This window comes from Isoptericola croceus (assembly GCF_029382255.1).
In the GTDB taxonomy this organism is placed as follows: domain Bacteria; phylum Actinomycetota; class Actinomycetes; order Actinomycetales; family Cellulomonadaceae; genus Isoptericola; species Isoptericola croceus.
On sequence record NZ_JARLLG010000002.1, the window covers coordinates 155,411 to 182,057 of the forward strand.

20 protein-coding genes and 1 tRNA gene are annotated in these 26,647 nt (G+C 73.4%); 12 read left to right on the forward strand and 9 right to left on the reverse strand.

What is annotated here, in order from left to right:
- Nucleotides 1-162: 162 nt before the first annotated feature.
- Together PZC42_RS06640 and PZC42_RS06645 are read left to right on the forward strand one after the other, a co-directional pair.
- The gene (locus PZC42_RS06640) at nucleotides 163-4,407 is read left to right on the forward strand and encodes a PDDEXK-like endonuclease domain-containing protein (protein ID WP_277209426.1); all 4,245 of its coding nucleotides are present in this window, start codon (nucleotides 163-165) and stop codon (nucleotides 4,405-4,407) included.
- Entirely contained in the window at nucleotides 4,404-4,610 is a 207-nt protein-coding gene (locus PZC42_RS06645) for a hypothetical protein (RefSeq protein WP_277209427.1), read from the forward strand. Before PZC42_RS06640 ends, PZC42_RS06645 begins: the two co-directional genes overlap by 4 nt.
- Before the next feature lie 28 nt (nucleotides 4,611-4,638).
- Here PZC42_RS06645 and mscL read toward each other — a convergent pair whose 3' ends face one another.
- The 3 genes from mscL to PZC42_RS06660 form a co-directional block, all read right to left on the reverse strand.
- Nucleotides 4,639-5,034, reverse strand: coding sequence for a large conductance mechanosensitive channel protein MscL (gene mscL, locus PZC42_RS06650; protein WP_277209428.1), 396 nt, complete (start codon nucleotides 5,032-5,034; stop codon nucleotides 4,639-4,641).
- Between the two features lie 105 nt (nucleotides 5,035-5,139).
- Entirely contained in the window at nucleotides 5,140-5,790 is a 651-nt protein-coding gene (locus PZC42_RS06655; RefSeq protein WP_277209429.1) for an SAF domain-containing protein, read from the reverse strand.
- A 93-nt stretch (nucleotides 5,791-5,883) separates the two neighbouring features.
- On the reverse strand, nucleotides 5,884-6,216 hold the full coding sequence (locus PZC42_RS06660; RefSeq protein ID WP_277209430.1) for an FmdB family zinc ribbon protein: 333 nt from the start codon (nucleotides 6,214-6,216) through the stop codon (nucleotides 5,884-5,886).
- Between the two features lie 210 nt (nucleotides 6,217-6,426).
- Between PZC42_RS06660 and PZC42_RS06665 the strand changes: the two genes are divergently transcribed.
- Complete coding sequence (locus PZC42_RS06665; protein WP_277209974.1) at nucleotides 6,427-8,955, forward strand: penicillin acylase family protein; 2,529 nt, start codon at nucleotides 6,427-6,429, stop codon at nucleotides 8,953-8,955.
- A gap of 43 nt (nucleotides 8,956-8,998) precedes the next feature.
- Here PZC42_RS06665 and PZC42_RS06670 read toward each other — a convergent pair whose 3' ends face one another.
- Entirely contained in the window at nucleotides 8,999-9,655 is a 657-nt protein-coding gene (locus tag PZC42_RS06670; protein ID WP_277209431.1) for a 5-formyltetrahydrofolate cyclo-ligase, read from the reverse strand.
- A 65-nt stretch (nucleotides 9,656-9,720) separates the two neighbouring features.
- On the opposite strand from PZC42_RS06670, the gene PZC42_RS06675 reads away from it, so the two are divergent.
- From PZC42_RS06675 to PZC42_RS06690, 4 genes are all read left to right on the forward strand, one after another.
- A complete protein-coding gene (locus PZC42_RS06675) occupies nucleotides 9,721-10,356 on the forward strand; it encodes a GNAT family N-acetyltransferase (RefSeq protein ID WP_306574062.1) in 636 nt (211 codons plus the stop codon).
- Nucleotides 10,357-10,468: 112 nt separating this feature from the next.
- Complete coding sequence (locus tag PZC42_RS06680) at nucleotides 10,469-11,599, forward strand: hypothetical protein (RefSeq protein ID WP_277209433.1); 1,131 nt, start codon at nucleotides 10,469-10,471, stop codon at nucleotides 11,597-11,599.
- Between the two features lie 128 nt (nucleotides 11,600-11,727).
- A tRNA-Ala gene (locus tag PZC42_RS06685) sits at nucleotides 11,728-11,800 on the forward strand.
- Between the two features lie 246 nt (nucleotides 11,801-12,046).
- Nucleotides 12,047-13,465, forward strand: coding sequence for a serine/threonine-protein kinase (locus PZC42_RS06690; protein WP_277209434.1), 1,419 nt, complete (start codon nucleotides 12,047-12,049; stop codon nucleotides 13,463-13,465).
- Nucleotides 13,466-13,500: 35 nt separating this feature from the next.
- On the opposite strand, the gene PZC42_RS06695 is transcribed toward PZC42_RS06690, so the two are convergent.
- The 3 genes from PZC42_RS06695 to PZC42_RS06705 form a co-directional block, all read right to left on the reverse strand.
- The gene (locus tag PZC42_RS06695; protein ID WP_277209435.1) at nucleotides 13,501-14,535 is read right to left on the reverse strand and encodes a hypothetical protein; all 1,035 of its coding nucleotides are present in this window, start codon (nucleotides 14,533-14,535) and stop codon (nucleotides 13,501-13,503) included.
- Nucleotides 14,536-14,671: 136 nt separating this feature from the next.
- Nucleotides 14,672-15,223 carry an RNA polymerase sigma factor gene (locus PZC42_RS06700; RefSeq protein WP_277209436.1) on the reverse strand — a complete coding sequence of 184 codons (552 nt, stop codon included), beginning with the start codon at nucleotides 15,221-15,223 and terminating at the stop codon, nucleotides 14,672-14,674.
- Nucleotides 15,224-15,921: 698 nt separating this feature from the next.
- Nucleotides 15,922-16,788: a CPBP family intramembrane glutamic endopeptidase gene (locus PZC42_RS06705; protein ID WP_277209437.1), complete on the reverse strand. Its 867-nt coding sequence runs from the start codon at nucleotides 16,786-16,788 to the stop codon at nucleotides 15,922-15,924.
- A 138-nt stretch (nucleotides 16,789-16,926) separates the two neighbouring features.
- Here PZC42_RS06705 and PZC42_RS06710 point away from each other — a divergent pair, with 138 nt between their 5' ends.
- Both PZC42_RS06710 and PZC42_RS06715 read left to right on the forward strand, forming a co-directional pair.
- Nucleotides 16,927-18,690, forward strand: a complete 1,764-nt coding sequence (locus PZC42_RS06710; protein ID WP_277209438.1) for a hypothetical protein — start codon at nucleotides 16,927-16,929, stop codon at nucleotides 18,688-18,690.
- Nucleotides 18,691-18,703: 13 nt separating this feature from the next.
- The gene (locus PZC42_RS06715) at nucleotides 18,704-20,152 is read left to right on the forward strand and encodes a beta-N-acetylhexosaminidase (RefSeq protein WP_277209439.1); all 1,449 of its coding nucleotides are present in this window, start codon (nucleotides 18,704-18,706) and stop codon (nucleotides 20,150-20,152) included.
- 81 nt (nucleotides 20,153-20,233) lie between these two features.
- Here the strand turns inward: PZC42_RS06715 and PZC42_RS06720 are convergent, their stop codons facing one another.
- Nucleotides 20,234-22,150, reverse strand: coding sequence for a dolichyl-phosphate-mannose--protein mannosyltransferase (locus PZC42_RS06720; RefSeq protein WP_277209440.1), 1,917 nt, complete (start codon nucleotides 22,148-22,150; stop codon nucleotides 20,234-20,236).
- Between the two features lie 48 nt (nucleotides 22,151-22,198).
- Here PZC42_RS06720 and rsmI point away from each other — a divergent pair, with 48 nt between their 5' ends.
- Nucleotides 22,199-23,071, forward strand: coding sequence for a 16S rRNA (cytidine(1402)-2'-O)-methyltransferase (gene rsmI, locus PZC42_RS06725; protein ID WP_277209441.1), 873 nt, complete (start codon nucleotides 22,199-22,201; stop codon nucleotides 23,069-23,071).
- A 78-nt stretch (nucleotides 23,072-23,149) separates the two neighbouring features.
- Here the strand turns inward: rsmI and PZC42_RS06730 are convergent, their stop codons facing one another.
- Nucleotides 23,150-23,728 carry an isochorismatase family protein gene (locus PZC42_RS06730; RefSeq protein WP_277209442.1) on the reverse strand — a complete coding sequence of 193 codons (579 nt, stop codon included), beginning with the start codon at nucleotides 23,726-23,728 and terminating at the stop codon, nucleotides 23,150-23,152.
- A gap of 100 nt (nucleotides 23,729-23,828) precedes the next feature.
- On the opposite strand from PZC42_RS06730, the gene metG reads away from it, so the two are divergent.
- Together metG and PZC42_RS06740 are read left to right on the forward strand one after the other, a co-directional pair.
- The gene (gene metG / locus PZC42_RS06735; RefSeq protein WP_277209443.1) at nucleotides 23,829-25,625 is read left to right on the forward strand and encodes a methionine--tRNA ligase; all 1,797 of its coding nucleotides are present in this window, start codon (nucleotides 23,829-23,831) and stop codon (nucleotides 25,623-25,625) included.
- Nucleotides 25,626-25,627: 2 nt separating this feature from the next.
- Nucleotides 25,628-26,605, forward strand: coding sequence for a TatD family hydrolase (locus PZC42_RS06740; RefSeq protein ID WP_277209444.1), 978 nt, complete (start codon nucleotides 25,628-25,630; stop codon nucleotides 26,603-26,605).
- Nucleotides 26,606-26,647: the final 42 nt, after the last annotated feature.

Here is a 26,647-nt window from a genome sequence, read left to right on the forward strand (position 1 = left end):
CCCGCCCCCTGCGCGGTGCGCGCTGTCCTCGACCGGACTACCGGTCAGACGCCTCCTCGGACCCCCGCCGAGGAGGCGTCGACGGTCTCGACCCCCGGACGATCCTGGCCGCCCCGGCGTGCCCGGCGCCGCTGGTCCGGCGAGCGGGTCTACCGTGCTGGCGTGAGAGTCCTCCGCCGATCCACAGCCGCGGCCGCGGCCGAGCCCTCGGTCGAGCCGCAGGACGACAGCGCGCAGCAGCGGTCCAGGCACGACGTCACCCCTGGCCTGGCCGACGGCGTTGCCGGCGCCGACGGGCCCGGCCCGCGCGTTGCGGGTGCGGGCGGCCCGACCGCCTCGACCCCGCTCGTCGACGCGGTCCGCCGGTGGCGATCCGGGCTGGCCGAGATGGTCGGCGGATCCACCCTCACCGACGTCGGCCTGCTCGGCGAGGCCGTGGTCGACCTGTCCGCCGCGCACCCGTCGGGAGTCGCCCAGCTCTTCGCCGGCCGCTCCACCCGGCTGTCCAACCTGGTGCGCGAGCCGGGCACCTTCCCCACCGCCCGACGGCGGGCGCGCGCCGTCGTCGTGCGCTCGGCCGAGCATGCCGCGCAGTACGGGCTGGCCCCGACCTCGCTGGCGATCGGTGTCGCGTCCTGGTCGGAGCCGGTCGAGGAGGGGGAGACTGCGGGCGACCGGCACCGCGACCTCACGGCTCTGGCCGAGGTGGCCAGCGGCGCCAGTGCGAGCACACCGGGCGAGACCGCGACGGACTCCGCATCCTCCCCGGACGACTCCCCGAACGGCATCGGTTCCGCGTCGGCGGCGTCTCCGGCGGAGATCGCGCGGGGGACGTCCGCCGCCGGGCTCGACCTGGGCGCGGCCGACACCGCACCCGCCGTCACGACGTCGATCCCCGTGGTCAGCGTGGCGCGTCGTCAGGCCGGCCCCGCCCGGTGGCCCACGCCACCCGACGAGGTCACGCCGGGCACGCGGACGGTGCACGTGCCGATCCTGCTGCGGCCGGTCACGCTCACGCCGCGAGGTGACGGTGAGACCGACTACGAGCTCACCCTGGAGCCGACGGCGGAGATCAACCCCGTCCTGGCGCGCACGCTGCGGGCGCGGGGGGTGCGGGAGGACCTGGGCGCGCTCGCGCAGGCGACGTTCACCGCGGCGGGCTTCGACCCTGACGACGTGCTCGACCGGATCGCCGCGCTCGGCGCCGAGCACCTGGCCGACTTCCGCTGGGAGAAGCGGGTCCTGGTGGGCACGTTCGTGCATCCCGGTCAGGCCCTCGTGGACGACCTCGACGAGATCGCACCCGCCCTGGGCCGGCACGAGCTGGTGGCGGCGCTCGCGGGCGCGGACCAGGCCGTGGCGCGCGTGTCCACGGCGGAGCTGCCCCGTCCGCGCCGAGGCGACGCGGACCCGGCCCGCGAGCGCGGGGTCGGCGACCTGGACCCGCACGAGCGCCACGTCGTCGACGTGCTGGGTTCGGGGCAGCACTTCTTCGTCGACGCGCCGCTCGGTGCGGACGTGGCCGGGACGGTCGCCGCCGTCGTGACGGAGGCTGCGGCCGCCGGACGGTCGGTGCTGTACGTGACGGGCCACCGCCGTGCCGCGGACCGGCTCGCGCAGCGCCTCGACGAGCTGGGCCTCGAGGGCCTCTCGCTGGACGTGACCCCGAGTCAGACCTGGCGCGAGGACCTGGCCGAGCGGCTGCTCGCCGCGATGGCGAGCGAGCCCGAGGCCGTGGACACGGCGGTCACGGCGCAGGTGCGCGACGCCCTCATCGGGGCGCGCTCCCAGCTCACCGGATACATCGACGCCCTGCACGCCCTGCGCGAGCCCTGGGGAGTCTCGGCCTACGACGCGTTGCAGGAGCTGGCGCGTCTCACCTCGGAGCGGCCGGCGCCGTCGACGTCCGTGCGGCTGAGCCCGCGGACGGCCCTCGCCCTGGACGGTGACCGACGACGGCGGCTCGCGGCGGACCTGGAGCGTGCTGCCGCGCTCGGTGCGTTCACGCTGCGGCCGTCCTCGACGGCGTGGTTCGGTGCGCACCTGACGACCATGGACGAGGCGCGCGACGCCCTGGCCCGGGTGCGCCGGCTCAAGGAGGCGACGCTGCCGCAGCTGCGCCGTCAGATCGCCTACACCGGCGAGGTCACGGGCCTGGAGGCACCGACCACGATCAACACGTGGGGCACGCAGCTGGCGATGCTCGCCGGGATGCGCAGCACGCTCGACGTCTTCCACCCGATGGTGTTCGAGCGCACCGCCGCGGATCTCGTGCAGGCGACGGCGACGCGCCGGTGGCGTCGTGAGCACGGGGTCGAGATGGGGTGGTTCACCCGCCGGCGGCTGCGCAAGCGTGCCCGCGACATGGTGCGTCCCGGCGTGCGGGTGCCGGACCTGCACACCGCGCTCGTGGACGTGGCGCAGCAGCGTGACGTGTGGGCCGAGCACTCTCCCCGCGGGGGGTGGCCCACGCTCCCGGAGGGGCTGGCGACCATCGAGGACACCTACGAGGCGGTCCGCATCGACCTCACGGAGCTCGAGCCCGTCCTGGGGCCCACGGTGCACGGTGCGCGGCTGCTGGACCTGGACCTCGACGCGCTCGCCGAGCGGCTGCACCAGCTGGCGGAGGACCCCGAGGCGCTGGAGACCCTGCCGGAGCGGACGAACCTGCTGCGCCGTGCGCACGACGCGGGTCTCGGCGAGCTGGTGGACGACCTCACCTCCCGCCGGGCCGGTGCGGACCAGGTGGCTGCCGAGCTGGACCTGGCGTGGTGGACCAGCGTGTTCGAGCAGATCCTCGGCGGTGACCCCACCCTGGCGGGGCAGGACGGTGCCGGCCTCGACGCGCTGGCGCGCCGGTTCCGCGACCTGGACGCCCGCCATCTCGCGGCGCTCTCGCAGCCGGCCCGGGTGGCCGCCCGAGCGCACCTGGGGACGGCGATGCGCGAGGACCGTGAGGGCTCCGAGGCGATGTTCGCCGAGCTCATCGAGGGGCGGATGACGTCCTTGCGCCACCTGGTCGAGGACTACGGCGACGTGGCGCGGCGGCTGCGACCGGTCGTCCTGGCGACGCCGACGCTCGTGCCGCACCTGCTGCCGACGCACCGCACGGTCGATCTCGTGGTGCTCGACGCCGTCCAGCACGTCCCGATCGAGGTGGTCGTCACCTGCCTGGCCCGGGGCCGGCAGGTGGTCGTCGTCGGCGACCCGCGCACGGCGTCGGGCACCAGCGTGCGCGAGCTGTCCGCGCTGCTGCCGTCGGTGACGCTGCAGCCGCGTGAGAACCGTCGCGACCCCGGGCTGACCCGGTTGCTGGCGGCGCACGGCTACGAGGGGCTGCTGCGCCCCGCCCCGCTGCCGAGACCGGAGGCGCTGGTCCAGCTCGACGTGGTCGACGGCACGGGCATGCCCGACCCCGACTCCGGGTCGGTCGAGAGCACGCGGGCCGAGGTGGACCGGGTCGTCGAGGTCTCCATCGAGCACGCGTTGACCCGCCCCGAGGAGACCCTCGGGATCGTCACCGTCACGTCCGCGCACGCGGACCGCATCCGCGAGGCGCTGCTGGCGGAGGTGCGCGCCAACCCCGCGCTCGCGCCGTTCTTCTCCGGGCGGCGCGCCGAGCCCGTGGTCGTCGCCGACATCACGGGCGTGGCGGGGCTCTCCCGCGACACGATCCTGCTCTCGCTCGGTTTCGGCCGGACGCCCCACGGGCGGGTGCTGCACCGCTTCGGAGTGCTCGGGGACGACGGCGGAGCGGCCATGCTGCTCGGCGCGCTCGGCGCGACGCGACGTCGGCTGCACGTGGTGTCCTGCTTCCCGGCGGACGCCCTCGACCCCGACCGGCTGCGTGGCGCCGGGCCGCGACTGCTGCGCGAGGTCCTCGAGCTCGCGGAGCGCCGCTCCGGCGTGGCCGACCAGGTGGAGCTCGGCAACGGGATCGACGCCGGGCGGGTGCCGGACCGGCTGCTCATGGACCTGGGCGAGCGGCTGTGGCGGCTGGGCTATCTCGTCGAGACGGACTACGGCACCGGCGACGGCGACCGGATCCCGCTCGTGGTGGGACACCCGGACCTGCCCGGGGAGCTGCTGGTGGCCGTGCTGACCGATGACGCCGAGTACGTGGCCGAGCCGTCCGTGCGGGTCCGTGACCGCCAGCTCGCCCAGCGGCTCGAGGGACTCGGGTGGACCGTCGCCCAGGTGTGGTCGGCGGCGGCGTTCCTGGATCCCGAGGGCGAGGCCGACCGGGTGCGCCGGCTGGTGCAGCAGGTCCGTGACGATCGGGTCGGTACGCCCGGCGGCGTGCCGGTCCCGCCCGAGATCGTGGTGCCCGTGCTGGCCGACGACGAGCCCGACGAGGTCGTCACGGACCCGCGGGGGGCGATCCTGCGGGAGACAATGGGGGAGTGAAGCCCTCTGACGACCCTCCCACCACCGGTCCCGACGCGGATGCGCCGGCGGCGTCCGGACGGCGTCGCGGTCCACGACGCGCCGTCCGCCGGGGTGCCGAGCGCGAGACCGTGTGGGGTGCCACCAGCGACGACCAGGGCGACCAGGGCGACCACGACTCGAACGACGACCAGTTGCGCCGGGACGTGCCGCCCCACTGGTGACCCGGCACCGGCGCGATGGTGCGGCGGGTCAGGGGCGGCGGGCCTCGGCGGCGAGCAGGTCGCGGATCTCGGTCAGCAGCGCGAGGTCGGCCGACGGTTCCTCGGCGACGTCGGTGTCGACCCGCTGGCGGCGCTCGTTGAGCTTGTTCATCGGCAGGACGATGAGGAAGTAGAGCGCCGCGGCGACCAGCAGGAAGTTCAGCACCGCGTCGAGGAACAGGCCGATGCTGAACGTCGCGCGGTTGACGTCGAAGGTCCACACCTGAGAGATGTCGGGCTGGCCGAACACCGCGGCGATCAACGGGGTGAGGATGCCCTCCATGAGCCCGGTGACGACGCCCGTGAACGCGGCCCCGACGACGATCCCGACGGCGAGGTCGATGACGTTGCCCCGCAGGATGAAGGTCTTGAATCCAGCCAGCATGCTCGGTGAGTCCTCTCGCCCGGGCGCTCGGCGCCCCGCCGGGACGGTCCCGGCGTGTTCCGGGGGCGATTGTTTCCGTCGGCGTCGCCGAGCGCAACGTGCCGCTCAGGGCACGAGCACCGCGGCGACCGCGCCCCACCCGGCGGCTGCCGAGACCTGGGCGGCCTCGTCGGGGTCAACGGCCACGAGGGTCACGGCGGTGTCCCGCGTGGCGGGGGAGGTTGCCCCGAGCAGACCGCCCGCACCCGTCGCGCCGTCGTCCGGGACGAGCCCCGGCAGGACGAGCGCCCGCCGCGCGAGGTACGTGGCGTCGTCGTCGGTGGCGAGCAGGTCGATGCGGTCGCCGGGCCGCAACCAGGTGGCCTCGCTGAGCCGGACGCCGACGACGACCGTCCCCTCGGGGGCCTGCGCGGCCATCCCGCCGCCGGCGACGAGCGCGGCGTGCAGCGGTGAGCCGGCGGGCAGCGCCACCGCCGGGGAGCGGCCGACGGCGTCGGCCGGGTCGGTCAGGACACCGTCCGGTGCGAGCTCTGCCGCCACGGTGAGCGTGGTGAGGTCCCCGGCGTTCAGGGACGTGCCCGCCGCCAGCGCGCGGGCGGCGACGACGACCTCGCGGGTGGGCGGGGGCTCGGGGCGCATCGCCTCGACGGTCACGCCGGCGGCGAGGCCGCAGCAGAGGGCGGCGACGACGAACCGGCAGCGCCAGGCGAGCGCCCGTGCGTGACGGACCAGCCGGGAGGTGGTGGAGGGCTCCATGCCCGGCACGCTAGGTGGCGGAGCGTGAGCACCGGGAGCGGCCGGCGCACCGTGGTGGACCGCCCCGGCTGGGGGTGGCCTCGGCCGCCCGCGTCAGGCGGAGGCGGCCTTGGACGAGGAGCTGGACGATCCCGCGCCGGACGAGCCGGACGAACCGGAGCTGCCGGACTTCTGGGCGGAGGAGCCGGAGGAACCGGAGTCGCCGGACTTCTTGCCGCCCGAACCACCCGAGCTCTTCGTGCCGTTCGTGCCGCGCGAGTCGGTCCGGTAGAACCCGGAACCCTTGAACGTCACGCCCACCGAGCCGTACTGCTTGCGCAGCCGGCCGGAGCACTCGGGGCAGGCGGTCAGCGAGTCGTCGGTGAACGCCTGGTGGATGTCGAAGGCGTGGCCGCAGTCGGCGCACCGGTAGGCGTAGGTGGGCACGGAGGTCTCCTCGTCGGGCTGGCACTCAGATGATGCGAGTGCCAATCATACGCGGACGGTAGTCTCGCCTGCGTGTCAGCGAGCGACCACCCCTCAGCAAACGAGCCCGACGAGTCCCGAGCGGCGGACGACGCGGTCGACGACGTCGGCGAGGACGAAGCTGCCCCGCCGCCCCACTCCCGCCTGCGACGTGCCGTCGTCGGTGTCGCGGTGCTGGTGGCGCTCGCCCTGGTCGCCACCGTGACGTTCACCGTGGTCACCGTCCGCAAGCCGCTGCCGGAGACGTCCGGGACGCAGACCGTCCCCGGGCTCACCGGGGAGGTCACGGTCCACCGGGACGCGCAGGGCGTGCCGCAGGTGTACGCCTCGACCTCCGAGGACCTCTTCGCCGCGCAGGGGTACCTGCACGCCCAGGAGCGCTTCTTCGAGATGGACTACCGCCGGCACGTCACCGCCGGGCGGCTCTCCGAGCTCGTCGGCCCGGCCGCGATCGACGCCGACAAGGTCATCCGCACGTTCGGCTGGCGCAACGTGGCCGAGGACGAGTGGAACCTCATCACGCCCGAGTCGCGCGGCTACCTGCAGGCGTACGCGCAGGGAGTCAACGCCTACCTCGCCGACCGCAGCCCGGACCAGATCGCGCTCGAGTACACCGTGCTCGGCACCACCGTCGACGTCGCGACGCCCGCCCCCTGGGACCCTGTCGACTCCCTCGCCTGGCTCAAGGCGATGGCGTGGGACCTGCGCGGCAACTACGACGACGAGCTCGACCGGGCGCTGGCCTACGGTGCGCTGGAGGACGTCGACCTCGTCGACGAGCTCTTCCCGAGCTTCGCCGACGGCGGGAACACCCCGATCCTGGCCGAGGGCGACCTCATGGAGCCCACCGGCGAAAAGGTCTCGCGCTCGGCGGTGGAGGGAGTGGCCTGGGGTGCCGAGCCGCTGGACGGCGCCATCGCGTCCGCTGCGGCGGCGCTCGACGCCGTGCCCGTGCTCGTCGGGACCGGCGACGGCGCCGGCTCCAACTCCTGGGTGGTCTCCGGCGACCTCACCGAGTCGGGCGCGCCGATCCTCGCGAACGACCCGCACCTCGCCCTCGACGTGCCGAGCCTGTGGTCGCAGGTCGGGCTGCACTGCGAGCAGGTCTCGGACGACTGCCCCTTCGACGTCGCGGGGTTCTCCTTCGCGGGTTATCCCGGCGTGATCATCGGCCACAACGCCGAGCTCGCCTGGGGGCTGACCAACATGGGTGCGGACGTCACCGACTTCTTCGTCGAGCGGGTGCGCGACGACACGTGGCTGCGGGACGCGGCCGCCGAGGAATGGGTGCCGATCGAGGTTCGCACCGAGACGATCCGTGTCTCAGGAGCGGCCCCTGTCGAGCTGGACGTCCGCTCGACCGAGCACGGGCCGGTGGTGTCCTCCGTGCTCGACGTGGGTGGGGTCGTCGGTGCCCCGACCGAGGCCGGCACCGACTTCGGGGAGTACGCGGTCTCGCTCGCCTGGACAGCTCTCGAGCCGGGCCGGACGGCGGACGCCATCTTCGCGATGAACGTCGCGAGCGACGCCGACGACGTCCAGGCCTCCGCCGCGCTCTTCGACGTACCCACCCAGAACATCGTGTTCGCCACGACCGACGGGCACATCGGCTACCAGGCGCCGGGGCGCATCCCGGAGCGCCGGCGCGTCGCCGGGCCCGTACCGGCCGACGGCACCTGGCCGCGGCCCGGCTGGGACCCCCGCTACGACTGGCAGGGCTGGGTCGACGCCGAGGAGATGCCGGGGGCCCTCGACCCCGAGGAGGGGTTCATCGTCGCGGCGAACCAGGCCGTGCTGCCCGACGGCGTCGGGCCGACCCTCTCGAAGGACTGGGACCTCGGCTTCCGCTCCGAGCGCATCCGTGAGCTGCTCACCGAGCAGGTCGCGGCCGGGCGTCCGTTCTCGGTGGCAGACATGAACGACCTGCAGAACGACGACTGGTCGCCGTTCGCCGCCGCGCTCGTCCCCGTCCTGCTCGATGTCGAGATCGAGGACTCCTACGACGCCGCCGGGCAGGAGCTGCTGGCGGGCTGGGACTACACGACGGGGACGGACTCCGCCCCTGCGGCGTACTTCAACGCGGTGTGGCGCAACCTGCTCCAGGCCACGTTCTGGGACGACGTCCCGGAGGGCGTGCGGCCAACCGGCGGGTCCCGGTGGCTCGTCGTGGTGCGGGACATGCTCGAACGTCCGGAGGACCCGTTCTGGGACGACCGGTCGACCGTCAACGTCGTCGAGACCCGTGACGAGGCCCTGACCCAGGCACTGGTGACCGCACGCCGCGACCTCACGGTCGAGCTGTCCAAGCACCCGCAGGACTGGCGGTGGGGAGCGCTGCACACCCTGGCGCTGCAGCATCCGGTGGTCGGCGGGGAGGGCGTGCCAGCGCTGGTGCGCGACTACGTCAACCCGCGGCCGGTCGAGATGCCGGGCGGCAGCTCCATCGTCAACGCGACCTCCTGGGACGCCTCGACCGGCAGCTTCGCGGTGACCACCGGGCCGTCGATGCGGATGGTCGTCGACCTCGGCGACCTGGACGCCTCCACCTGGGTGACGGTGACCGGGACGTCGGGCCACCCGGCCTCGCCGCACTACACCGACCAGCTCTCGGCCTGGGCCGCGGGCGAGACGTTCGCCTGGCCGTTCAGCAGGCCGGCCGTCGAGGAGTCGGCGCGGGACACCACCACGTTGGTGCCGTGAACCGCTCGGGGCCGCTGCGCACCGCTCAGCGGCCCCGAGCGCGCTACACCGCGGGGAGCGGGAGCCAGCCTTCCGGGGTCGCGACGGCGTGCACCGCCACGTCGTGCTCGAGCACCGGCAGCGGGCGTTGCACGGCGTCGTAGAGCTCCTCGGGGAAGACGGTCGCGATGGCCTGCACCCCGGGACGCACCTGCTTCAGGACGCGGTCGTACCAGCCGCCGCCCTGCCCGAGCCGGGTGCCGCTGGTGTCGACGGCGAGCGCGGGGGCGATGACCACGTCGGCCTGGGTGATGACGTCGGCCCCCAGGTTGGGGCCACCCGGCTCGGGAGGTCTGCCGGGGGCTCGCTCGAGCAGGTCGTCCGGGCCGGTGTAGTCCGCCCAGTCGCGCGCGAGGCCCGCACCCAGGACCGGCAGCAGGATGCGAGTGCCGCGCTGGGAGAGGAGCTCCAGCAGCGGCAGCGTGCAGGGCTCGGTGCGCCGGGCCGCGTACGCGACGACCACGGCCGCCTCCTGCACGGCGGGGATCGCTGCGACGACCTGGGCCAACGACTGCGCCGCTTCGTCGCGCAGCCGTGCGGACCGCTCCCTGCGGTGGTGACGGATGGCGCGGCGCAGCTCGTCCTTGGCGTCCTCGGGCTCCATGCCCGCGACGACCGGGTACGGCTGATGTGCTGTCGAGGCCTTGAGGTCGCCGTGCATGTCCTTATTGTGGCAGGGTCCGGTGCCACGGGGACCCGGCGCGCCGGGCGGACGAGGGAACCGGGATGAACGATGCGAAGAGGTGGGCGGTGACCAGGCCCTGGCCGGTCACGCTGCGCGAGGACACGCCGTCGGGCGCGGTCGTGCTGCGACCGTTGCGGCGCCGGGACGGCGGTGAGTGGATGCGGCTGCGTCAGCTCAACGCCTCCTGGTTGCAGGAGTGGGAGGCGACGACGCCGGGGGAGCGGCCCGAGGCGACGTCGTTCGCCGACTACGTGCGGGCACTGAGCGCGCAGGCGCGCGCGGGCACCGGCCTGCCGTTCGTGGTCGAGCTGGACGGCGCGCTCGTGGGACAGCTCACCGTGTCGTCCATCCAGTACGGCTCGCTGTGCTCGGGCAGCATCGGCTACTGGGTGGCGCGGGAGTACGCGGGCCTCGGCATCATCCCGACCTCCGTGGCGATGGCGACCGACTACTGCTTCCTCGTGCTCGGGCTGCACCGTATCGAGATCAACATCCGCCCGGAGAACGCCGCGAGCCTGCGCGTCGTGTCCAAGCTCGGGTTCCGCGACGAGGGCCTGCGCGAGCGCTACCTGCACATCCAGGGTGACTGGCGCGACCACCGCACCTTCGCCCTGACGGCCGACGAGGTCCCGGACGGCCTGCTCGCCCGGTGGCAGCAGGCCCGCGACGAAGCCTGACGGGGTCTGGCGGGGCCTGAGGAGGCCTGGTCGACCGACGACGACGGTCAGGTCGCGGACACGCCGCCGCGCGGTGCGGCCCGGCCCGGCCCGCACCGCCTACCGTCGACGTGTGGAGACGTCGCCGGCAGGACTCGCAGCCCTCGCGCTGTTCGTGCTGTGGCTGGGCTACTGGGTCCCCCAGCGGTTGCGACACCGCCAGCAGCTCGCCGACGCGCAGATCGACGACAGGTTCTCCAGCGGTCTGCGGGTCCTCGCGGTGGCGGACGGGGACACGACGGGCGGACCTGGGGTTGATCGACGACGGAAGGAGCGTGCCATGCGACACGACCGCGACGGCGCCGCGACGGCGACAGGCAGCGTGCCGCTCGTGAGCGCGCGGACCTCCGGGCCGCCGTCGGGCACGACGCCGCAGGTGCGGACGCATCGGCTGGCCGTGCTGGAGCGCCGGGCGGCACGGGCGCGACGTCGTCTCGTGGTGACGCTCGGGCTCGTGCTGGTCACGGCCGGGGCGTGGACCGCTGTCGGCCTGGGCCACGTGTCGTGGCCGGTCGGTGCCGTGGCCTCGGGGCTGCTGGCCGTGGTGCTGGTGCTGGGCCGCGTCGCGGTGCTGGCGGCACGCCGCTCCGACGCGCGGTGGAGCGCCGAGCGGCGAGCGGAGCGGCAGCGGGCGACGCAGGAGCGGACGCTGGCGCACGGAGGGCCGTACGCTCCGCGCAACCGGGCCCGCATCACGGGCCGGGCGGTGCACCCCTCCGACACGAGCACCCGGATGATCCCGCGGGTGCAGCCTGCGGCACGACCTGCGGTCGACGGCGCCGCTCCCGCCGCCGAGCGCAAGGCGACGTCGCGCGAGCCGACGGCGAGCGTGCGCTCCTCGGGAGACGGGGCGGGCGAGGCCGACGACAAGGAGCCGGTCACACCGGCCCCGGCCCGGGCGCCGGTGGGCGGCGAGCCGTGGGAGCCGGTCCCCGTGCCGCTGCCGACCTACGTGACCAAGCCCGCGGCACCGCGCCGTGAGCAGGCCACGACCGTCCCGAAGCACGAGACGCGGGACGTCCCGCCGCCCCCGGCGGTGCGTGCGAGGGCTCCGGCCTCGGCGGCGTCGGCCGGTTCCGCACCGGCGGTCCCGGCGGCCGACGATCGTGACGCGTCGCTCGTGGCCGAGGAGCCCCGCCCACGCACCGAGACGCTCGGGCTGCCGCTCGAGCAGATCCTCGCGCGCCGCCGGGCCGCCGGCTGAGCCTGCCGGTCGGTTCGCCGGCGTGCTCCGGCTCGTCCGCCAGGCCCGGTGCGGTGCACGTCACGCCGCCGACCGGTGCCGATTTGGTCCCGAGCAGCCGCAGGGTGCTAATCTTGCTACCGCTCCACGGGGCTATGGCGCAGTTGGTAGCGCGTCTCGTTCGCAATGAGAAGGTCGGGGGTTCGAATCCCCCTAGCTCCACCGGTCGAGGGCCGCTGAGCCTGGCGTAACGCCAGGTCAGCGGCCCTTTCGGTTTCTGCCGGACGCCACGACGAAGGGCGACCGAGTGGGAATGCCACGATCCTGATCCAGGACGGGACGTTGCTCCTCGTCCAGAGCCGCGTTCTCGAAGGTTCGCTCTCGTGGCAGGTCCCCGCCGGTGCTGTGCAGGACTACCTCACGGCGCAGCTCGGATGATGTGTGCGTGCGCTCGATAGCCTTCCGACCATGGAACATCCCGAGCGCATCGGCCGCTATCGCATCGAGGGGCTGCTCGGCGTCGGATCGTTCGCGACGGTCTGGCTCGGCCACGACGAGGTGCTCGACGCGCGCGTGGCGATCAAGGTGCTCGCGGAGAACTGGAGCCACGACCTACGGGTACGCGAACGCTTTGTCGAGGAGGCACGGCTGCTGTGGCGACTCGAGGACGAGCGGTTGGCACGCGTCCACGCCTTCGACGAGCTTCCCGACGGTCGCCCGTACGCCGTCCTCGCCTGGGCCGACGGCGGAAGCCTGCGAGGCCGCCTGGAGTCCGGCCCGCTGGATGTCGAGCGGTGCCTGTGGTTGCTGGCGGAGATCGCCGCCGGCGTGCAGGTGCTCCACGACGCGCAGATCGTGCACCGCGATCTGACGCCGGGAAACGTGCTCTTTCGCAGCCGGCTGGCGGGGGACGAGCAGGTGCTCGTGGCTGATCTGGGGCTCGCGAAGGAGCTCGCGGCGGCATCCGGGCTCACCGCGCGCGCCGGCACTCCCGGTTTCATGGCGCCCGAGCAGGACCACCCGCTGGCCACGGTTGACCGTCAGACCGATGTGTACGCCCTCGGCCGGATCGGCGTCGTGCTCCTGACCGAGTCCGGCGACGTCGACGGCGGATGGCGGTTGCGTCCGGGTGTCTCGGATGGCGTCGGGGACGTGCTGCGCACCGCGACCGCGCAGGACCCGGCCGACAGGTACCCGGACGCCTCCGCCTTCCTGACGGCCCTGGCGGATGCCGCGCCTCCTGGCGGCCCGCACGCGCCGCGCCCTTCGTCGCGCCAGGAGGCGGCAGGGCGGGGCGGCGCCGGCCGGACCCGGACCTTGGCCCGATGGTGGGGTCGGCGCCGGGTGGTCGCGGCCGGCGTGAGCCTTGCCCTCGCCGGCGCGGCAGTCATGGCCTGGTCCTGGTGGGAGAGGGACACCTCGGTCGCGGCGAGCGACGACGACCGCGTCCGCGTGCGGCTCCCGGAGGGCTGGCAGGCCGCCGGGTCAGGCTGGTCCGGCCGGACGGACGGCGACGGCGCGCGCGAACCGGCGCTGGTCGTCTCGCCCGACCCCGGCCGCTGGGCGACCGACACCTCCGTACCTGGCGCGTTCATCGGCCTCTCACCCACCCTGGCCGCCGAGACGACACCGGAGGACCTCGTCGCGGCGCAGGTTCACGGGCAGTGCGAGGCTCCGGAGAGCGCGGAGGTCGACGCCGGTGGCGTCACGTGGGTCGTGGCGACCTTCGCCGGCTGCCGCAGTGGCAAGGCGACGATCGTCGAGGCCGCGAGCTCGGCGCCGTCGGACGCGGGACTGCTCTACGCCCAGATCGCGCCACCGGCGAGCACCGACCCCGCGCGATTCGTGGAGTCGATGCTCGCCGGCATCGAGGTAGGCCCGCCGTGACGGCCCCGAAGGGTCGCGCGGGGCGGTGCCGCCGACTACGGAACCGGGATCTCCGTCACGACGGTCCTGCCCTCGATGTTGCCCCACTCGAGCGCCACCTCGGCATCCGCCGGGACCTCGTAGACCAGGTACTGCTGGGCGGTCGTGCCGCTGTCGACGTTCCCGGTCTCGTGGATCCGCGGCGAGTCGCCGCGGCGCTGGCCGTCGACGATCAGATGCAGTTCGTCCTGGGTGTGGAGGAAGCAGGCCACCGCGTCCGGCCCGGTGCTGACGTCGAAGTCCAGCCGCACCATCAGGGTGTCGGCCCCGGCCTGTTCCGTGCGGTGCGAGGAACCGCCCTCGTCGAACCCGACCCAGTGCGCCAGCGTGGCGCCGGTGATCTCGACCTCCATCGGGCACTGCCCGCTGTGGTCGTCGACCGAGCCGGTCAGGACCCGCCCCGGCGACGCCACGTCGATCTCCTTCGGGTACTCCGGCTCCGGCTGCTCACCCGTCAACGGCAGCACGTCCTGGCGTCGGTCGAGCTCGCCGAGCACGAGAACCGCGTCCTCGACCGGGGCGTCGGCGCCCGGGAGCTCGAAGCCGTACCAGCCGTCCGCCGTCGTGCCGGGGCCGAGGTTGTCCGTCGCATCCGTGCGCAGCATGTTCGGGAGCTGCTCGCCGGTACCGAGGTCGAGGAAGATGCCGTCCTGTAGGAGGAGGCCCGCGTTGAGCAGTCGGTTGGCGACCTTCACCTCGACGTAGAGGTGGGGGACGTCGCCAGGGAGAGGATCGGGTACCTCCCCGGTCTTGCTGGCTGGCGTCTCATAGGAGACCTCGGCCGACAGGACAGTGACATCGGCCTGGGTGTGCGAGACGGTGCGCTCGGTCACGCCACTCACGGGCGTCGCTTCGCGGGCGCTCGCGGAAGGGCTCGCACTGGGGCTCGGCCCGCCGCTCGCCGTGCTGGATGGCGCCACGGCCTCGCCGCTGAGCGGGCTCACGGCCTCGCCGTCACCCCCGCAGGCGGTCAGGGCGAGAGGAAGCGCCAGCGCGATCGCGGCGGGCAGTGCGCGGTAGGTGGACCGCATGGTGATCTCCTTCTGTCGTGTGTCGTCACCACATGAGTCCGCTCGGAAGGCGCCGTGGTTCGGCGATCTGGCTGTGATGTGCGTCACGCTTCGGTCGGCGCCTCGGGCACCTGGCCGGGATGCCGTCCGGCGGCCGTCACCCTGCGTGGCCGAGATGGTCCCGCAGGCGACGTCGGCCCTCATGGATACGGGACTTCACGGTTCCCTCGGGAACGCCGAGGACCACCGCCACCTCGGCATAGGCAAGACCTGCCATGTCACGCAGGGCCACGGCCTCGGCGTACTCCGCCCCGATGGCCGACAGCCCGTCGAGCATGTCCACGCGAGTACCCGCAACGACGCTCGTGCGCCGCGGATCGAGGAACTCGGGCGGGGGCGCGCTGCCTTCGGCGTCGAACCGCCGCCGGAGTGCCCGGTAGGTGGTCCGAGACCGGTTGGCCGCCACGCGATAGAGCCAGGTGCGGAAGGCGGAGCGTCCCTCGAAGGTACCGATGCTCGTCGAGACCGCGAGCAAGGTGTCCTGGCACGCGTCCTCGGCGTCCTCGGCGCACGGCAGGAACCGGGCACAGATCCGCAGGACGTCCGGACGTACCAGCACCAGAAGGTCCTCGAGCGCCCGGGCATCGCCTCGTGCGGCGGCTGCGGCGAGGCGTTCCGCCTCATCGGCACGGACGACGACCTGATCCACACGGACAGCGTAGCGGGACGGGCCTGCCCAGTTGATCGGTGATCTTGCTCGCGAGTCGAACCTCCCGGCTCCCTCGGACGGTTGCTGAGTCGCCAGTTGGTGGCGGCCTGGATCTTGGGTTCACGAGTGGTCGGTGAGGTCTCGTCGTCCCGCACGGGGCAGCGGAACCTGGTCAGCCAGGGGACGGAGCGTGCCACGCCCCAGCGGCGGTGGAGCAGCATGAAGCCCCGGGCTGCTGCTGGGGCTTGAGGACCGCGATCACGAGATCCCAGATCCGTTTCGCGTCGGTGTCGAAACGGCCGATGTACCGCGTAGGCCCACACGAACGTGATCGTGGAGATCGCCTCGCGTAGCTCGGCGGAAGGTCGGGTCTCCGAGCGGCACCGCGAGAACTGGTGGCCACATGGTCCGCCGCGGCACCCACGGGACCGACGACGCCCCGCCAGACCGCGATGGGGGGCAGGTCTGGCGAGGCGCCTGAGGAAAACGTATCGACACCGCCTCAGCGTCCACTTGGCGCTTCCTCAGGACTCCCTCAAGATCTCCGGCGGCCGGAGGCGGTGCCCCGTCCGACCGTCGGACCTGGACGGACAGTCCGGTCGCGGGCAGAGTGATGCCCCGCCGGATCGAGATGGGGGATGGGTCCGGCGGGGCGTCTTCGGCCAAATTATCGACGGACCCTCAGCGCGCCGTCTGGACTACCTCAGGGATCGATCAAGATCGTGGCCGGACGTCCGTTCCGGCTCGGGTCGTGACCAGTTCACCTCGCGCGGGAGGAGGAACGCGGTGACGGTGGTGGCCAGCACGAAGGCGCTGATGATCGCCGTCAGCATCAGGCCGCCCTCGTTGCTGGTGCTCATCCGCTCCCCGAGCAGGCTCTGCGCGACCACCTGGAACGCCAGATGGAAGCCGATCGGCGTCCAGAGGCTGCCGGTCTGGACGCGGAGCAGGCCGAGCACGACCGCGACGGCGAAGAACATGACGCCTCGCTCGGCCAGCACGCCCCAGCCCTCGCTGGCGACCCACAGTCCGGCGCCGAAGGCGGTGAACAGCACCGCCTGGCCGAGCGCGGCGACCCAGGGTGCCGTCACGGTCGACAGGTTCCGCTGGAGGTAGCCGCGGAAGATCAGCTCCTCGGGCAGCGCCTCGAAGAAGAAGACCAGCATGACCAGCAGCGCGGCCCACCCCAGGATCGTGGCCCACGGGACCTGGGGCTGCAGGTCGACCCACCCCGTCAGCAGCGCGGCCGTCAGGCCGACGGCGGACGGCACGAGGAAGGCGGCGACACCCACGAGGAACGGCCGGCCCGCCTGTCGCAGCGGGTCCAGGCCGAGCCCGGCCCAGGGGCGGCGGTCCAGGTGCCGGCGGGCGAGGACGATAAGGGGGATGGACAGGCCGCAGACCAGTGCGGCGTTCGCCAGGCGCACCGGGATGGTCAGGCCGTCGGTCAGTAGGGTCTCGTTGAGCCACCGCATCAGCGCCCAGATGGCGACGGCGCCGACGAAGACGACGAGGAGTCGGAACGCCAGGGGGCGTGGGCGGAGGGTGGGCGGAGACGTGGTCATCGGCTACCTGTTCACGAGGTCGGGCGGGGGCGTTCCCACGGTAGGGAGCGCGGCCGCGGTGGCGGCAGTGCCGAAGGTCATGGCCTCGGGGATGGTCGGACATCGACCTGGCGGCCAGAATGCGCGAGGATGGAGCACGTGCGTGTACGGAACGCCCGATTCGTCCTGCCCTTCGTCTGCGTGGTCGCGCTGGTCGCCGGCTGCGGCGCCGACGACCCTCCACCCGAGCCCGACGGCCCGGCCGTGCAGACCGTGGTCGTCGCGCCGCAGGGTCACACCCTGCTGCTGCCGGCCGAGGATCCGGCCGAGCTCGCGCTGACGACCAGCCAGCAGATCTTTGAACGCTCGCCGGTGGCGATCCTCGCCGAGGGCGTCCCCTCCGCCGGCACCGACGATGCGCCCGACGACGCCCCGGAGGAGGACGGCGACGCGGCCGACGACGGCGCCTCGGTGCGAGGTGCGCAGGCCTCGGCGGCCGAGGCGCTGGGCGCGCCCGCACTCGTGGTCGGTGGCGGGGTCTCCGCCCACGGGGTCGCGGACGAGCTGGACCGCCTGGGCGTGCGGGTCGCCGTGGTCGTGACGCCGCCCGGCGGCCACGGCTCCGGTGCCTCCCAGAGCCCGGGCGCCGAGGGTGACGCAGCCGGCTCCGGCGGCACGGCGAGCGCGTCCGAGACCCCGCCCGACGGCGGCACCCCGGGGGGCGGGGACATGAGCGCCGCCGAGCAGGCGGCCACGACCGCGGGTGCCGCCGTCGTGCACCTGCGGGCGAAGGCCCTGCCGGAGCGTGGCGAGGAGGAGCCGGGTGCCCTCAGTGCCACCGAGGTGTCGAGGCTGCAGGACGAGGTGGACGCGGCGCTGACGTCCGGTCCGACGCCCGGGCCCCAGGGCGGGTCCCAGGACGGGGCCGAGGCCGGGCTGCGCGAGGTGCTCGCGCTCACCGATCCGCAGCCGGGCCAGGAGGCGGCCATTGCGACGCTGCGGGCCGCGGGGGCCGTCGACCATCAGGTGCCGGGTGGTGACATCGCCGGCTCGCCCAAGTCCATCGAGCAGATCGACATGGCGCAGGCGCTCGCCGTCATCGGCGTGGGTCCGACGTTCGGTGACGCGGCCGACTTCGCCTGGCGGGTCGCGGCGGCCGAGCGCGCTGCCCTGCTGCCGACCGGGACGCAGCACCTGCTCCCGGCGCGCTACGTGACGACGGCAGGGGACCGGCGGGACGAGCCGGACGTCGTGGTCGCGCGGGCGGCGGCCGCGGCCGAGGCGTACGCAGGGCTGGGCGACGGTCCCGTGGTGCCGACCGTCGTCGTGCAGGCGAGCGCCCAGGCCGGGCACCCCGGCGAGGACGGGGACTGGGTGGCCGAGGAGCCCCTCGCCGAGCTCGAGCCGCTGGTCGACGCGGCTCTGGAGGCGGGGCAGTACGTGCTGCTGGACGTGGGCGCCGGGAGCTCGACGCTGCTCGAGGAGGTGGAGCCGCTCGAGAAGCTGCTCGAGCGGCCGGGGGTGGGGGTCGCGCTGCACCCGGAGCAGCGCCGGTCGGACGGCGCGCTGCCGGCCCAGCAGGTGCCGGTGGAGGAGGTGGAGGCCGTCATCACCTATATTGAAGGGGTGGTTACTAATCACGGACTGCCCCCGACGACGGTGGTCGTGCACCAGACGCGACCGGAGTCCGTCGTCGACCGTGAGCGCCTCGCCGACGTGGCCGCCGCCACGGACGCGGTCGAGATCGTCCTCGCCGCGGACCGCACCGGCGGCACCACCACCGGTGAATGGGTGTGGGGTCGTGTGACCGACAACGTCCCCGACGGGGTGCACGTCGGCTGGGCCGGGCCCACCTACCCCCCGGACCAGGCGGCCGACCTCGTCCCCACGGACCCGGCGCCGCTGTTCGTCGCCGGGCCCTGACCTGGAGAACCCCATGCTGCCCCTCATCCCGTGGCCCACCGAGGTCTCGCGGCCGGACGCGCCCGCCCTGGAGCTGGCGGCCGTCCGGGTGGACGCACCCGACGCCGCGCTGGCCGGACTCGTGTCCGAGCAGCTGGCCGCCGCCGGCGTCCGGCTGTCCGACGACGGCACCGACGGCTCGGTCGTGGCCTTCGGCCTGCACCTCGACGCCGACGCCGGACCGGCCGGGGCCACCGGACCCGAGCGGTACTCCCTCCACGTGGGTGACGGTGCGATCACCGCGACCGCCGCCGAGCCTGTCGGCCTGCTGCATGCCGCGCGGACGCTGCGCCAGCTGGTGACCCCCGCGCAGGAGGTGGGCGGCGTGCCGTCAGCACCCGCCGTCGTCGTCCACGACTCCCCGCGCTACACCTGGCGCGGGCTGTCCTTCGACGTCGTGCGGCACTGGTTCGGCCCGGACGACATCCGGGCCGTGATCGACCTCGTGGCAGCGTTCAAGCTGCGGGTGCTGCACCTGCACCTCACCGACGACCAGGGCTGGCGCATCGAGATCCCGTCGCGGCCCGAGCTGGAGAAGGCCTCCGACAACCAGGTGGGTGGGGGGACGGCCGGCTTCCTCACGGTCGACGACTACGCGGCGCTGCAGGACTACGCGGCGGCGCGGTACGTCACGATCGTGCCGGAGTTCGACATGCCGGGGCACGTCAACGCCGCCACGCACGTCTACGGTGGGCTGACGGCCGACGGCGTGGCCACCGACGCCTACGGCGGCATCGAGGTCGGTTTCTCCCGGCTGTGGTTCGACAACCCCGCCACCGAACCGTTCCTGCGCGACGTCCTCGGCGACCTCGCCCGCATGACTCGGGGCGAGTGGCTGCACGTCGGCGGCGACGAGGTGCTGACCATGGATCGGGACGAGTTCGCGCGGTTCGTCGAGCTCGCGGGCAGGATCGTGCGGGAGCACGGCAAGACGCCGATCTTCTGGCAGGAGGGTGCGCGCGGCCCCGTGGAGCCCGGGACGCTGCTGCAGTACTGGGAGCCGAAGGGCGAGGAGCTCGAGCGGTTCGTGGCCGCGGCGCACGCCGGGGCGCGGTTCATCATGTCGCCCGGCAACCACGCCTACCTCGACATGAAGTACACGCCCGAGCACCCGCTGGGCCTGGAGTGGGCGGGCTGCGTCGAGCTGCGCGACTCCTACGAGTGGGAGCCGGCCCTGGTGATCGACGGCCTGCCCGCCGACGCCGTCGAGGGGGTCTCGGCCGCCGTGTGGACCGAGACGCTCACCACCCGCGACGAGCTGTTCTCGATGCTGCTGCCGCGCCTGGGTGCCGTGGCGGAGGTCGCCTGGTCCGCGCCCGCGCGCAAGGACTTCGACGCGTTCGCGGCGCGCACGGCGGCCCAGGCGCCGGCCTGGCGCACGGCCGGCTGGCCCTTCCACCCCACCCCTCAAGTCCCCTGGTAGACGTTGTTGTGGGCGGAATTCTTGGCCCGCTTTGTTCCCCGAAACGGGGCAGAACGGGCCAAGAATTCCGCCCACAACCCTTCAGATCCAGTTGTGGAAGCGGATGACCTCGCGCCAGTAGTCGTACGGCACCTGCATCGCCGACCAGAACGGGTAGAAGACCACCGACACCGCGGTGATCGCCAGCACGACGACCGTGATCAGGGTGACGACGGTGCCACGCCCCTGCCCACGCCGCGTGCGTTCCAGCGCCACCACCATCGGGTACAGCAGGGTGAGGATCACCCACGGCGTGAACACGATCGAGTAGAACGTGAAGATCGTCCGCTCGGTGTAGAGGAACCACGGCGCCCAGCCGGCGATCGTGCCGGACAGCACGGCCAGCGCGCGCCAGTCGCGCAGCCAGACCCCGAGCACGATCGTCACGACGATCGCGATCGCCGCGAGGAACCACAGCAGCGGGTTGCCCAGCGCTGACAACGCGACCGCGCACGCGCCGTCCGCGTCGGCCGGGCAGCCGTTCTCCCCCGGGGCGGAGCGCTCCCAGAAGAACGACGTGGGACGCCACTGCACGATCCATCCCAGCGGGTGTGCCGCGTAGGCGTGCTCGGCACTGAGGTCCGTGTGGAAGCCGAACATCTGCTGGTGGTAGTACCAGAGGCTCTCGAGCCAGTCCGGCACCCACGACGAGCTCTGGTCCGGGTTGTCGGCGGCCCAGGTGCGGTAGTAGGCGTCCGAGCTCACGATCCACGACCACCACGACGCCACGTAGGTGACCAGCGCGACCGGGACGATCTGGACGAAGGCCGGCACGGCGTCGGCGACCAGGCCGTCCTCCCACCAGCGGCCGACCCCGGCACGGCGGCGCGCGGCCAGGTCCCACAGCACGGTGAGGAGACCGAAGACCGCCACGAACCACAGCCCCGACCACTTGACCCCGCAGGCCAGGCCCAGGGAGACCCCGGCGGCCAGGCGCCACCAGCGGAAGCCGAGGCGCGGCCCGTACCTCGCGACGGTGCCGCCCGCCTCGAGGATCGCACCCACGCGGCTCGCGAGCCGCCGCCTCGCCCAGTCCCGGTCCAGCAGCAGGCAACCGAACGCCACCAGCACCCAGAACATGAGGAACTGGTCCAGCAGAGCGGTGCGCGAGTGGACGATCGCCTCGCCGTCGATCGCCAGGAGGAAACCGGCGGCGAGACCCATCACCGTGCTCGCGAAGAGACGGCGGGCGATCCGGACCAGCAGCAGCACGGCGAGGATCCCGACGACGGCGCTCGCCAGGCGCCACGCGAACGGGTTCGCGGCACCGCCGCCCGCCTCCATGCCGAGCCAGATCATCCACTTGCCGACCGGTGGGTGGACCACGTAGGCGGCCTCGTCGAGATAGGAGCCGACGTCACCCGCCTCGAACGCCGGGTTGGGGTCCTCGGGCCACTGCCGCTCGTAGCCCTCTCGCCCGAGGGTGTGCGCGTCCTTGACGTAGTACGTCTCGTCGAAGACCAGGCTGCCCGGCCGGCCGAGCTCCCACAGGCGGGTCGCCGCGGCGAGGAGCGTGACCAGCACGGCCCCCACCCAGCCGAAGGCCCGCGCCTGCCACGTCGCGCCCAGCGCCAGGCGGCGCTCGCCGAGCAGGCGGACGAGCAGCGCCCGTTCCTGGTCGGCCGGCTCGTCCGGCCCCGCAGCGGGTCCGGCACCGGGCTCGGCCACCGGTGCGCCGTCGGGCAGCACGGTGCCCGACGGCGGAGCGTCCGGTGCGCTGTCGGTGGTGGTCGCGCTGTCGCTGCTCGCCGCGCCGGTACGCGGTCGGTCCTGCCCGACGCTCGGGACGGCTCCGGTGATGGCTCGGATCGCACCGGTCACGATCGGGAGGCCCCGGGTGTCCGTGCGGCGGTGCCCGTGGATGTCGCGCCGCGAAGGGTACTCCTGGCGGGGCGCGGACGAGGTGTCGGCCTCCGGGTGCTCACCGGTGGTGGGGGCGTCGGCATCAGGGGCGCTCACCTCGGCCACTGTAGAGGGTCGACTCGTCACCGTGGGACAGTTCTCCCCATGAGTCGTGACGCCGAGGCCGGGTCCGTCGTGCTGGCCGCCACCCCCATCGGCAACGTCGAGGACGCCTCGCCGCGGCTGCTGCGCCTGCTGCAGGGGGCCGACGTCGTCGCCGCCGAGGACACCCGCCGGCTGCACGGGCTGGCCGGCCGGCTCGGGGTGAAGGTCGGCGGCCGGGTCGTGTCCTACCACGAGCACAACGAGCGCGACCGGGCCGACGACCTGCTGGACGTCGTCGCCGACGGCGGGACCGTCGTCGTCGTCACCGACGCCGGCATGCCCGCTGTGTCGGACCCCGGGTTCCGGCTCGTCGAGCGGGCGGTGGAGCGCGGCCTGCCGGTCACGGCGGCGCCGGGCGCTTCCGCGGTGCTCACGGCGCTCGCCCTGTCCGGGCTGCCCACCGACAGATTCACCTTCGACGGCTTCGTGCCGCGCAAGGCGGGGGACCGGAACAGGTTCCTCGGTGCGCTGGCGACCGAGCCGCGCACGATGGTGTTCTTCGAGGCACCGCACCGCGTGGTCGAGACGTTGGGCGCGATGTCCCAGGCGCTCGGGTCCGACCGTCCGGCGGCCGTGTGCCGCGAGCTCACCAAGACGTACGAGGAGGTGCTGCGGGGGACGCTCGGGGAGCTGGCGGCGCTCGCGGGCGAGCGGGCCGAGACCGGGGCGGGCCTGCGTGGCGAGATCTGCGTCGTCGTCGGTGGTGCCCCGGCCGCCGAGGTCCCGCGGGTCGAGGACCTCGTGCCCGAGGTTCTCGACCGGGTCACGGCCGGCGAGCGCCTCAAGGCCGTGGTGGCTGAGGTCGCCACCGCCGCCGGCGTGCCCAAGCGCGACCTGTACTCCGCCGCCCTCTCCGCCCGCCCCGCGAAGTAGCGCAACCGGGCGCGAGGTAGCGCTCGCCCCGTGAAGTAGCGCTCGACGGCGCGAGGTAGCGCTCGGCCGGCCGGAGCGCTACGCCGCGTCGGCGGACCGGACGAGCTCGACCCCGGCGGCCGACATCTCGTCGCGGGCCTGCTCGCCGAGCTCCGGGGAGACCGGGGCCGTGAGGTCGGTCAGCACCCGGGTCGCGAACCCGTGGCGCGCCGCGTCCAGGGCCGTGTGCTTGACGCAGTGCGACTCCGCGAGCCCCACGACGTCGACCGCCGAGGCGTCCGCGTCCCGCAGGACCGTCTCGAGCGCCCGGCCCTCGCCGTCGGCCCCGTCGAACCCGGAGTAGCCGTGGTCGTACTGCCCCTTCTTGATCGCGACGTCGGCGGCGACGTCGGCCAGCGCGGGGTGCAGGCGGGCGTTCGGGGAGCCCGCGACGCCGTGCACGGGCCAGGAGTTCACGAAGTCCGGGGTGTCGCTGAAGTGCTCGCCGGGGTCGATGTGCCAGTCCTGCGTGGTCACGACCAGGCCGTACCGGGCCCGGTGCGCCGCGACGTAGGCGGCGACATCGGCGGCGACCCGGTTGCCGCCGTCCACCGCGAGCTCGCCGCCCTCGCAGAAGGTCGGCTGGACGTCCACCACGATCAGTGCGCGCATGCTCATGCTCCCCACTGTGCCACCGCCGCCGGGATCTGTGCAGGGGCCGGAACCGTACCCTGGACGCCTGGGTCCGCCATCGCGGCAGACCATTAGGATTCGGGGCATGACCCACATCCTCTCGGCCGTGGCGTGGCCCTACGCCAACGGGCCGCGGCACATCGGCCACGTCGCCGGCTTCGGCGTTCCCTCCGACGTCTTCAGCCGGCACATGCGGATGGCGGGTCACGACGTGCTGATGGTGTCCGGCACCGACGAGCACGGCACCCCGATCCTGGTCCAGGCCGAGCAGGAGGGCGTGAGCCCGCAGGAGCTGGCGGACCGGTACAACCGCGTCATCGTCGAGGACCTGACCTCGCTCGGGCTCAGCTACGACCTGTTCACGCGGACCACGACGCGCAACCACTACGCCGTCGTGCAGGAGATGTTCCGCACGGTGCACAAGAACGGCTACATGGTCGAGAAGACGACCATGGGCGCGATCTCGCCGTCCACGGGCCGCACGCTGCCGGACCGCTTCATCGAGGGCACCTGTCCCATCTGCTCCTACGACGGCGCCCGCGGCGACCAGTGCGACAACTGCGGCAACCAGCTCGACCCGATCGACCTGAAGAACCCGCGCAGCCGCATCAACGGCGAGACGCCCAAGTTCGTCGAGTCGAACCACTTCTTCCTGGACCTGCCCGCGTTCGTCGACGCGTTGTCGTCGTGGCTCGAGTCTCGCAGCGGGTGGCGGCCCAACGTGCTGAACTTCAGCCGCAACCTGCTCGACGACGTCCGTCCGCGCGCCATGACGCGCGACATCGACTGGGGTATCCCCGTGCCGCTGCCCGGCTGGGAGGAGAACCCCGCCAAGCGTCTGTACGTGTGGTTCGACGCCGTGATCGGCTACCTGTCCAGCTCCATCGAGTGGGCCCGCCGCCAGGGCACGCCCGAGGCGTGGCGCGAGTGGTGGACCAATCCGGACGCCCGGTCGTACTACTTCATGGGCAAGGACAACATCACGTTCCACTCCCAGATCTGGCCGGCCGAGCTCCTCGCGTACGACGGCGGCGGCTCGCGTGGAGGAGCACCGGGGCAGTTCGGTGCCCTGCAGCTCCCGACGGAGGTCGTCTCCAGCGAGTTCCTCAACGTCGAGGGCCAGAAGTTCTCCTCCTCCCGCGGCGTCGTCATCTACGTGCGCGACATGCTCGCCCGGTACCAGCCCGACGCCTTCCGCTACTACGTCGCGGCCGCGGGCCCGGAGAACCAGGACGTGGACTTCACCTGGGACGGGTTCCTGCGCCGGACCAACGACGAGCTCGTCGCAGGCTGGGGCAACCTGGTGAACCGCACGGCGACCATGGTGCACAAGAACTTCGGGCAGATCCCGACGCCGGGTGACCTCACGGACACCGACCGCGACGTCCTGGCTGCCACGCAGAAGGCGTTCGGGGACATCGGGTCCCTCATCGAGGCCAATCGGCAGCGGGCGGCGATCGCGGAGGCGATGCGCGTCGTCGGCGACGTCAACCGCTACGTCTCCGAGACCGAGCCGTGGAAGCTCAAGTCCGACCCGGACCGCCTTGCCACGGTGCTGCACACCACGACGCAGGCGGTCAGCGACTGCAACACGCTGCTGGCGCCGTTCCTGCCGCACTCGGCGCAGTCGGTGCACGAGGTTCTCGGCGGCACGGGGGAGTTCGCCCCGCAGCCGCGCATCGAAGAGGTCACCGACCTCGACGACGACTCGCGCCACTACCCGGTCATCACGGGCGACCACGAGGGCGGCTACCGGTTCCCCGCGTGGGCGTCGAACCCCGTGACGCCGGGTACCCCGATCGGCAAGCCGTCGCCGGTGTTCACCAAGCTCGACGACTCGATCGTCGAGGAGGAGCTCGAGCGGCTGCGCGAGAAGGCCTGAGCGTGGCGCGCCGGCGCGAGCGCGGGTTCCCGCGCGACCCCGAGCCGCTGCCCGTCCCGGTCGTGGACAACCACACGCACCTGGACGCGATCGCGGACGTCGTCGACCCCGGGGCGCTCGACGGTGCCCCGATACCGACCGTGGCCGACCACCTGGCCCGGGCCGCCGCCGTCGGCGTCGACCGTGTGGTGCAGGTCGGCTGCGACCTGCCGTCGATCGACTGGACCGACACCCTCCTGCGGAACGCCGAGCAGGAGGTTGAGCCCGGAATCGACGCCGAAAGCGGGCGCAACCTCCTGCTCGGCACGCTGGTGGGGGCTGTTGCTATCCATCCGAATGAGGCGGTGCTGCATGCCGGTGTTCATGAGGTCGGGCCTGACGGGCTCGAGCCGAAGCCGCGCCCGCACCACGCGACCACCCTGGACGACGCGATCGCCCGCCTGGCGCAGGTGGCCCGCGACAATCCCCGTGTGCGCGCGGTCGGAGAGACCGGGATGGACTTGTTCCGGACCGGACCGCAGGGCGAGCGGGCGCAGCGGGAGTCGTTCCGGGCGCACGTCGCGCTCGCCAAGGAGCTCGGTCTGGCGATGCAGATCCACGACCGGGACGCCCACGAGCAGGTGATCGAGGTGCTGCTCGCCGACGGTGCGCCCGAGCGGACTGTCTTCCACTGCTTCAGCGGGGACACCGCCATGGCGGCGCTGGCGGCCGAGCACGGCTGGTACCTGTCGTTCGCGGGGCCCGTGACCTACCCGAAGAACACCCACCTGCGTGAGGCCCTGCGGACCATGCCGCTCGAGCTCGTCCTCGTCGAGACCGACGCGCCCTACCTGCCGCCGCACCCGTACCGCGGGCAGCCCAACGCGCCGTACGTGGCCGCGCACACCGTGCGGGCCATGGCCGAGGTGCTGGGGCGCCCGCTGGACGAGGTCTGCCGAGCCCTCTCGGACAACGCCGAACAGGTCTACGGGGCGTGGTGACCCCTGTCGCTCCGGCCCGGCTTCCGCTACGGTCTGGTGACC

What these genes read in the sequence shown, in the direction of transcription:
- PZC42_RS06670 (WP_277209431.1), bottom strand. Translation starts at nt 9,655, where the DNA reads ATGCACGGCGACCTCAAGGCCTCGACAGCACATCAGCCGTACCCGGTC.
- rsmI (WP_277209441.1), top strand. Translation starts at nt 22,199, where the DNA reads ATGAGTCGTGACGCCGAGGCCGGGTCCGTCGTGCTGGCCGCCACCCCC.
- metG (WP_277209443.1), top strand. Translation starts at nt 23,829, where the DNA reads ATGACCCACATCCTCTCGGCCGTGGCGTGGCCCTACGCCAACGGGCCG.
- PZC42_RS06715 (WP_277209439.1), top strand. Translation starts at nt 18,704, where the DNA reads ATGCTGCCCCTCATCCCGTGGCCCACCGAGGTCTCGCGGCCGGACGCG.
- PZC42_RS06705 (WP_277209437.1), bottom strand. Translation starts at nt 16,788, where the DNA reads ATGACCACGTCTCCGCCCACCCTCCGCCCACGCCCCCTGGCGTTCCGA.
- PZC42_RS06690 (WP_277209434.1), top strand. Translation starts at nt 12,047, where the DNA reads ATGGAACATCCCGAGCGCATCGGCCGCTATCGCATCGAGGGGCTGCTC.
- mscL (WP_277209428.1), bottom strand. Translation starts at nt 5,034, where the DNA reads ATGCTGGCTGGATTCAAGACCTTCATCCTGCGGGGCAACGTCATCGAC.
- PZC42_RS06730 (WP_277209442.1), bottom strand. Translation starts at nt 23,728, where the DNA reads ATGAGCATGCGCGCACTGATCGTGGTGGACGTCCAGCCGACCTTCTGC.
- PZC42_RS06695 (WP_277209435.1), bottom strand. Translation starts at nt 14,535, where the DNA reads ATGCGGTCCACCTACCGCGCACTGCCCGCCGCGATCGCGCTGGCGCTT.
- PZC42_RS06675 (WP_306574062.1), top strand. Translation starts at nt 9,721, where the DNA reads ATGAACGATGCGAAGAGGTGGGCGGTGACCAGGCCCTGGCCGGTCACG.
- PZC42_RS06655 (WP_277209429.1), bottom strand. Translation starts at nt 5,790, where the DNA reads ATGGAGCCCTCCACCACCTCCCGGCTGGTCCGTCACGCACGGGCGCTC.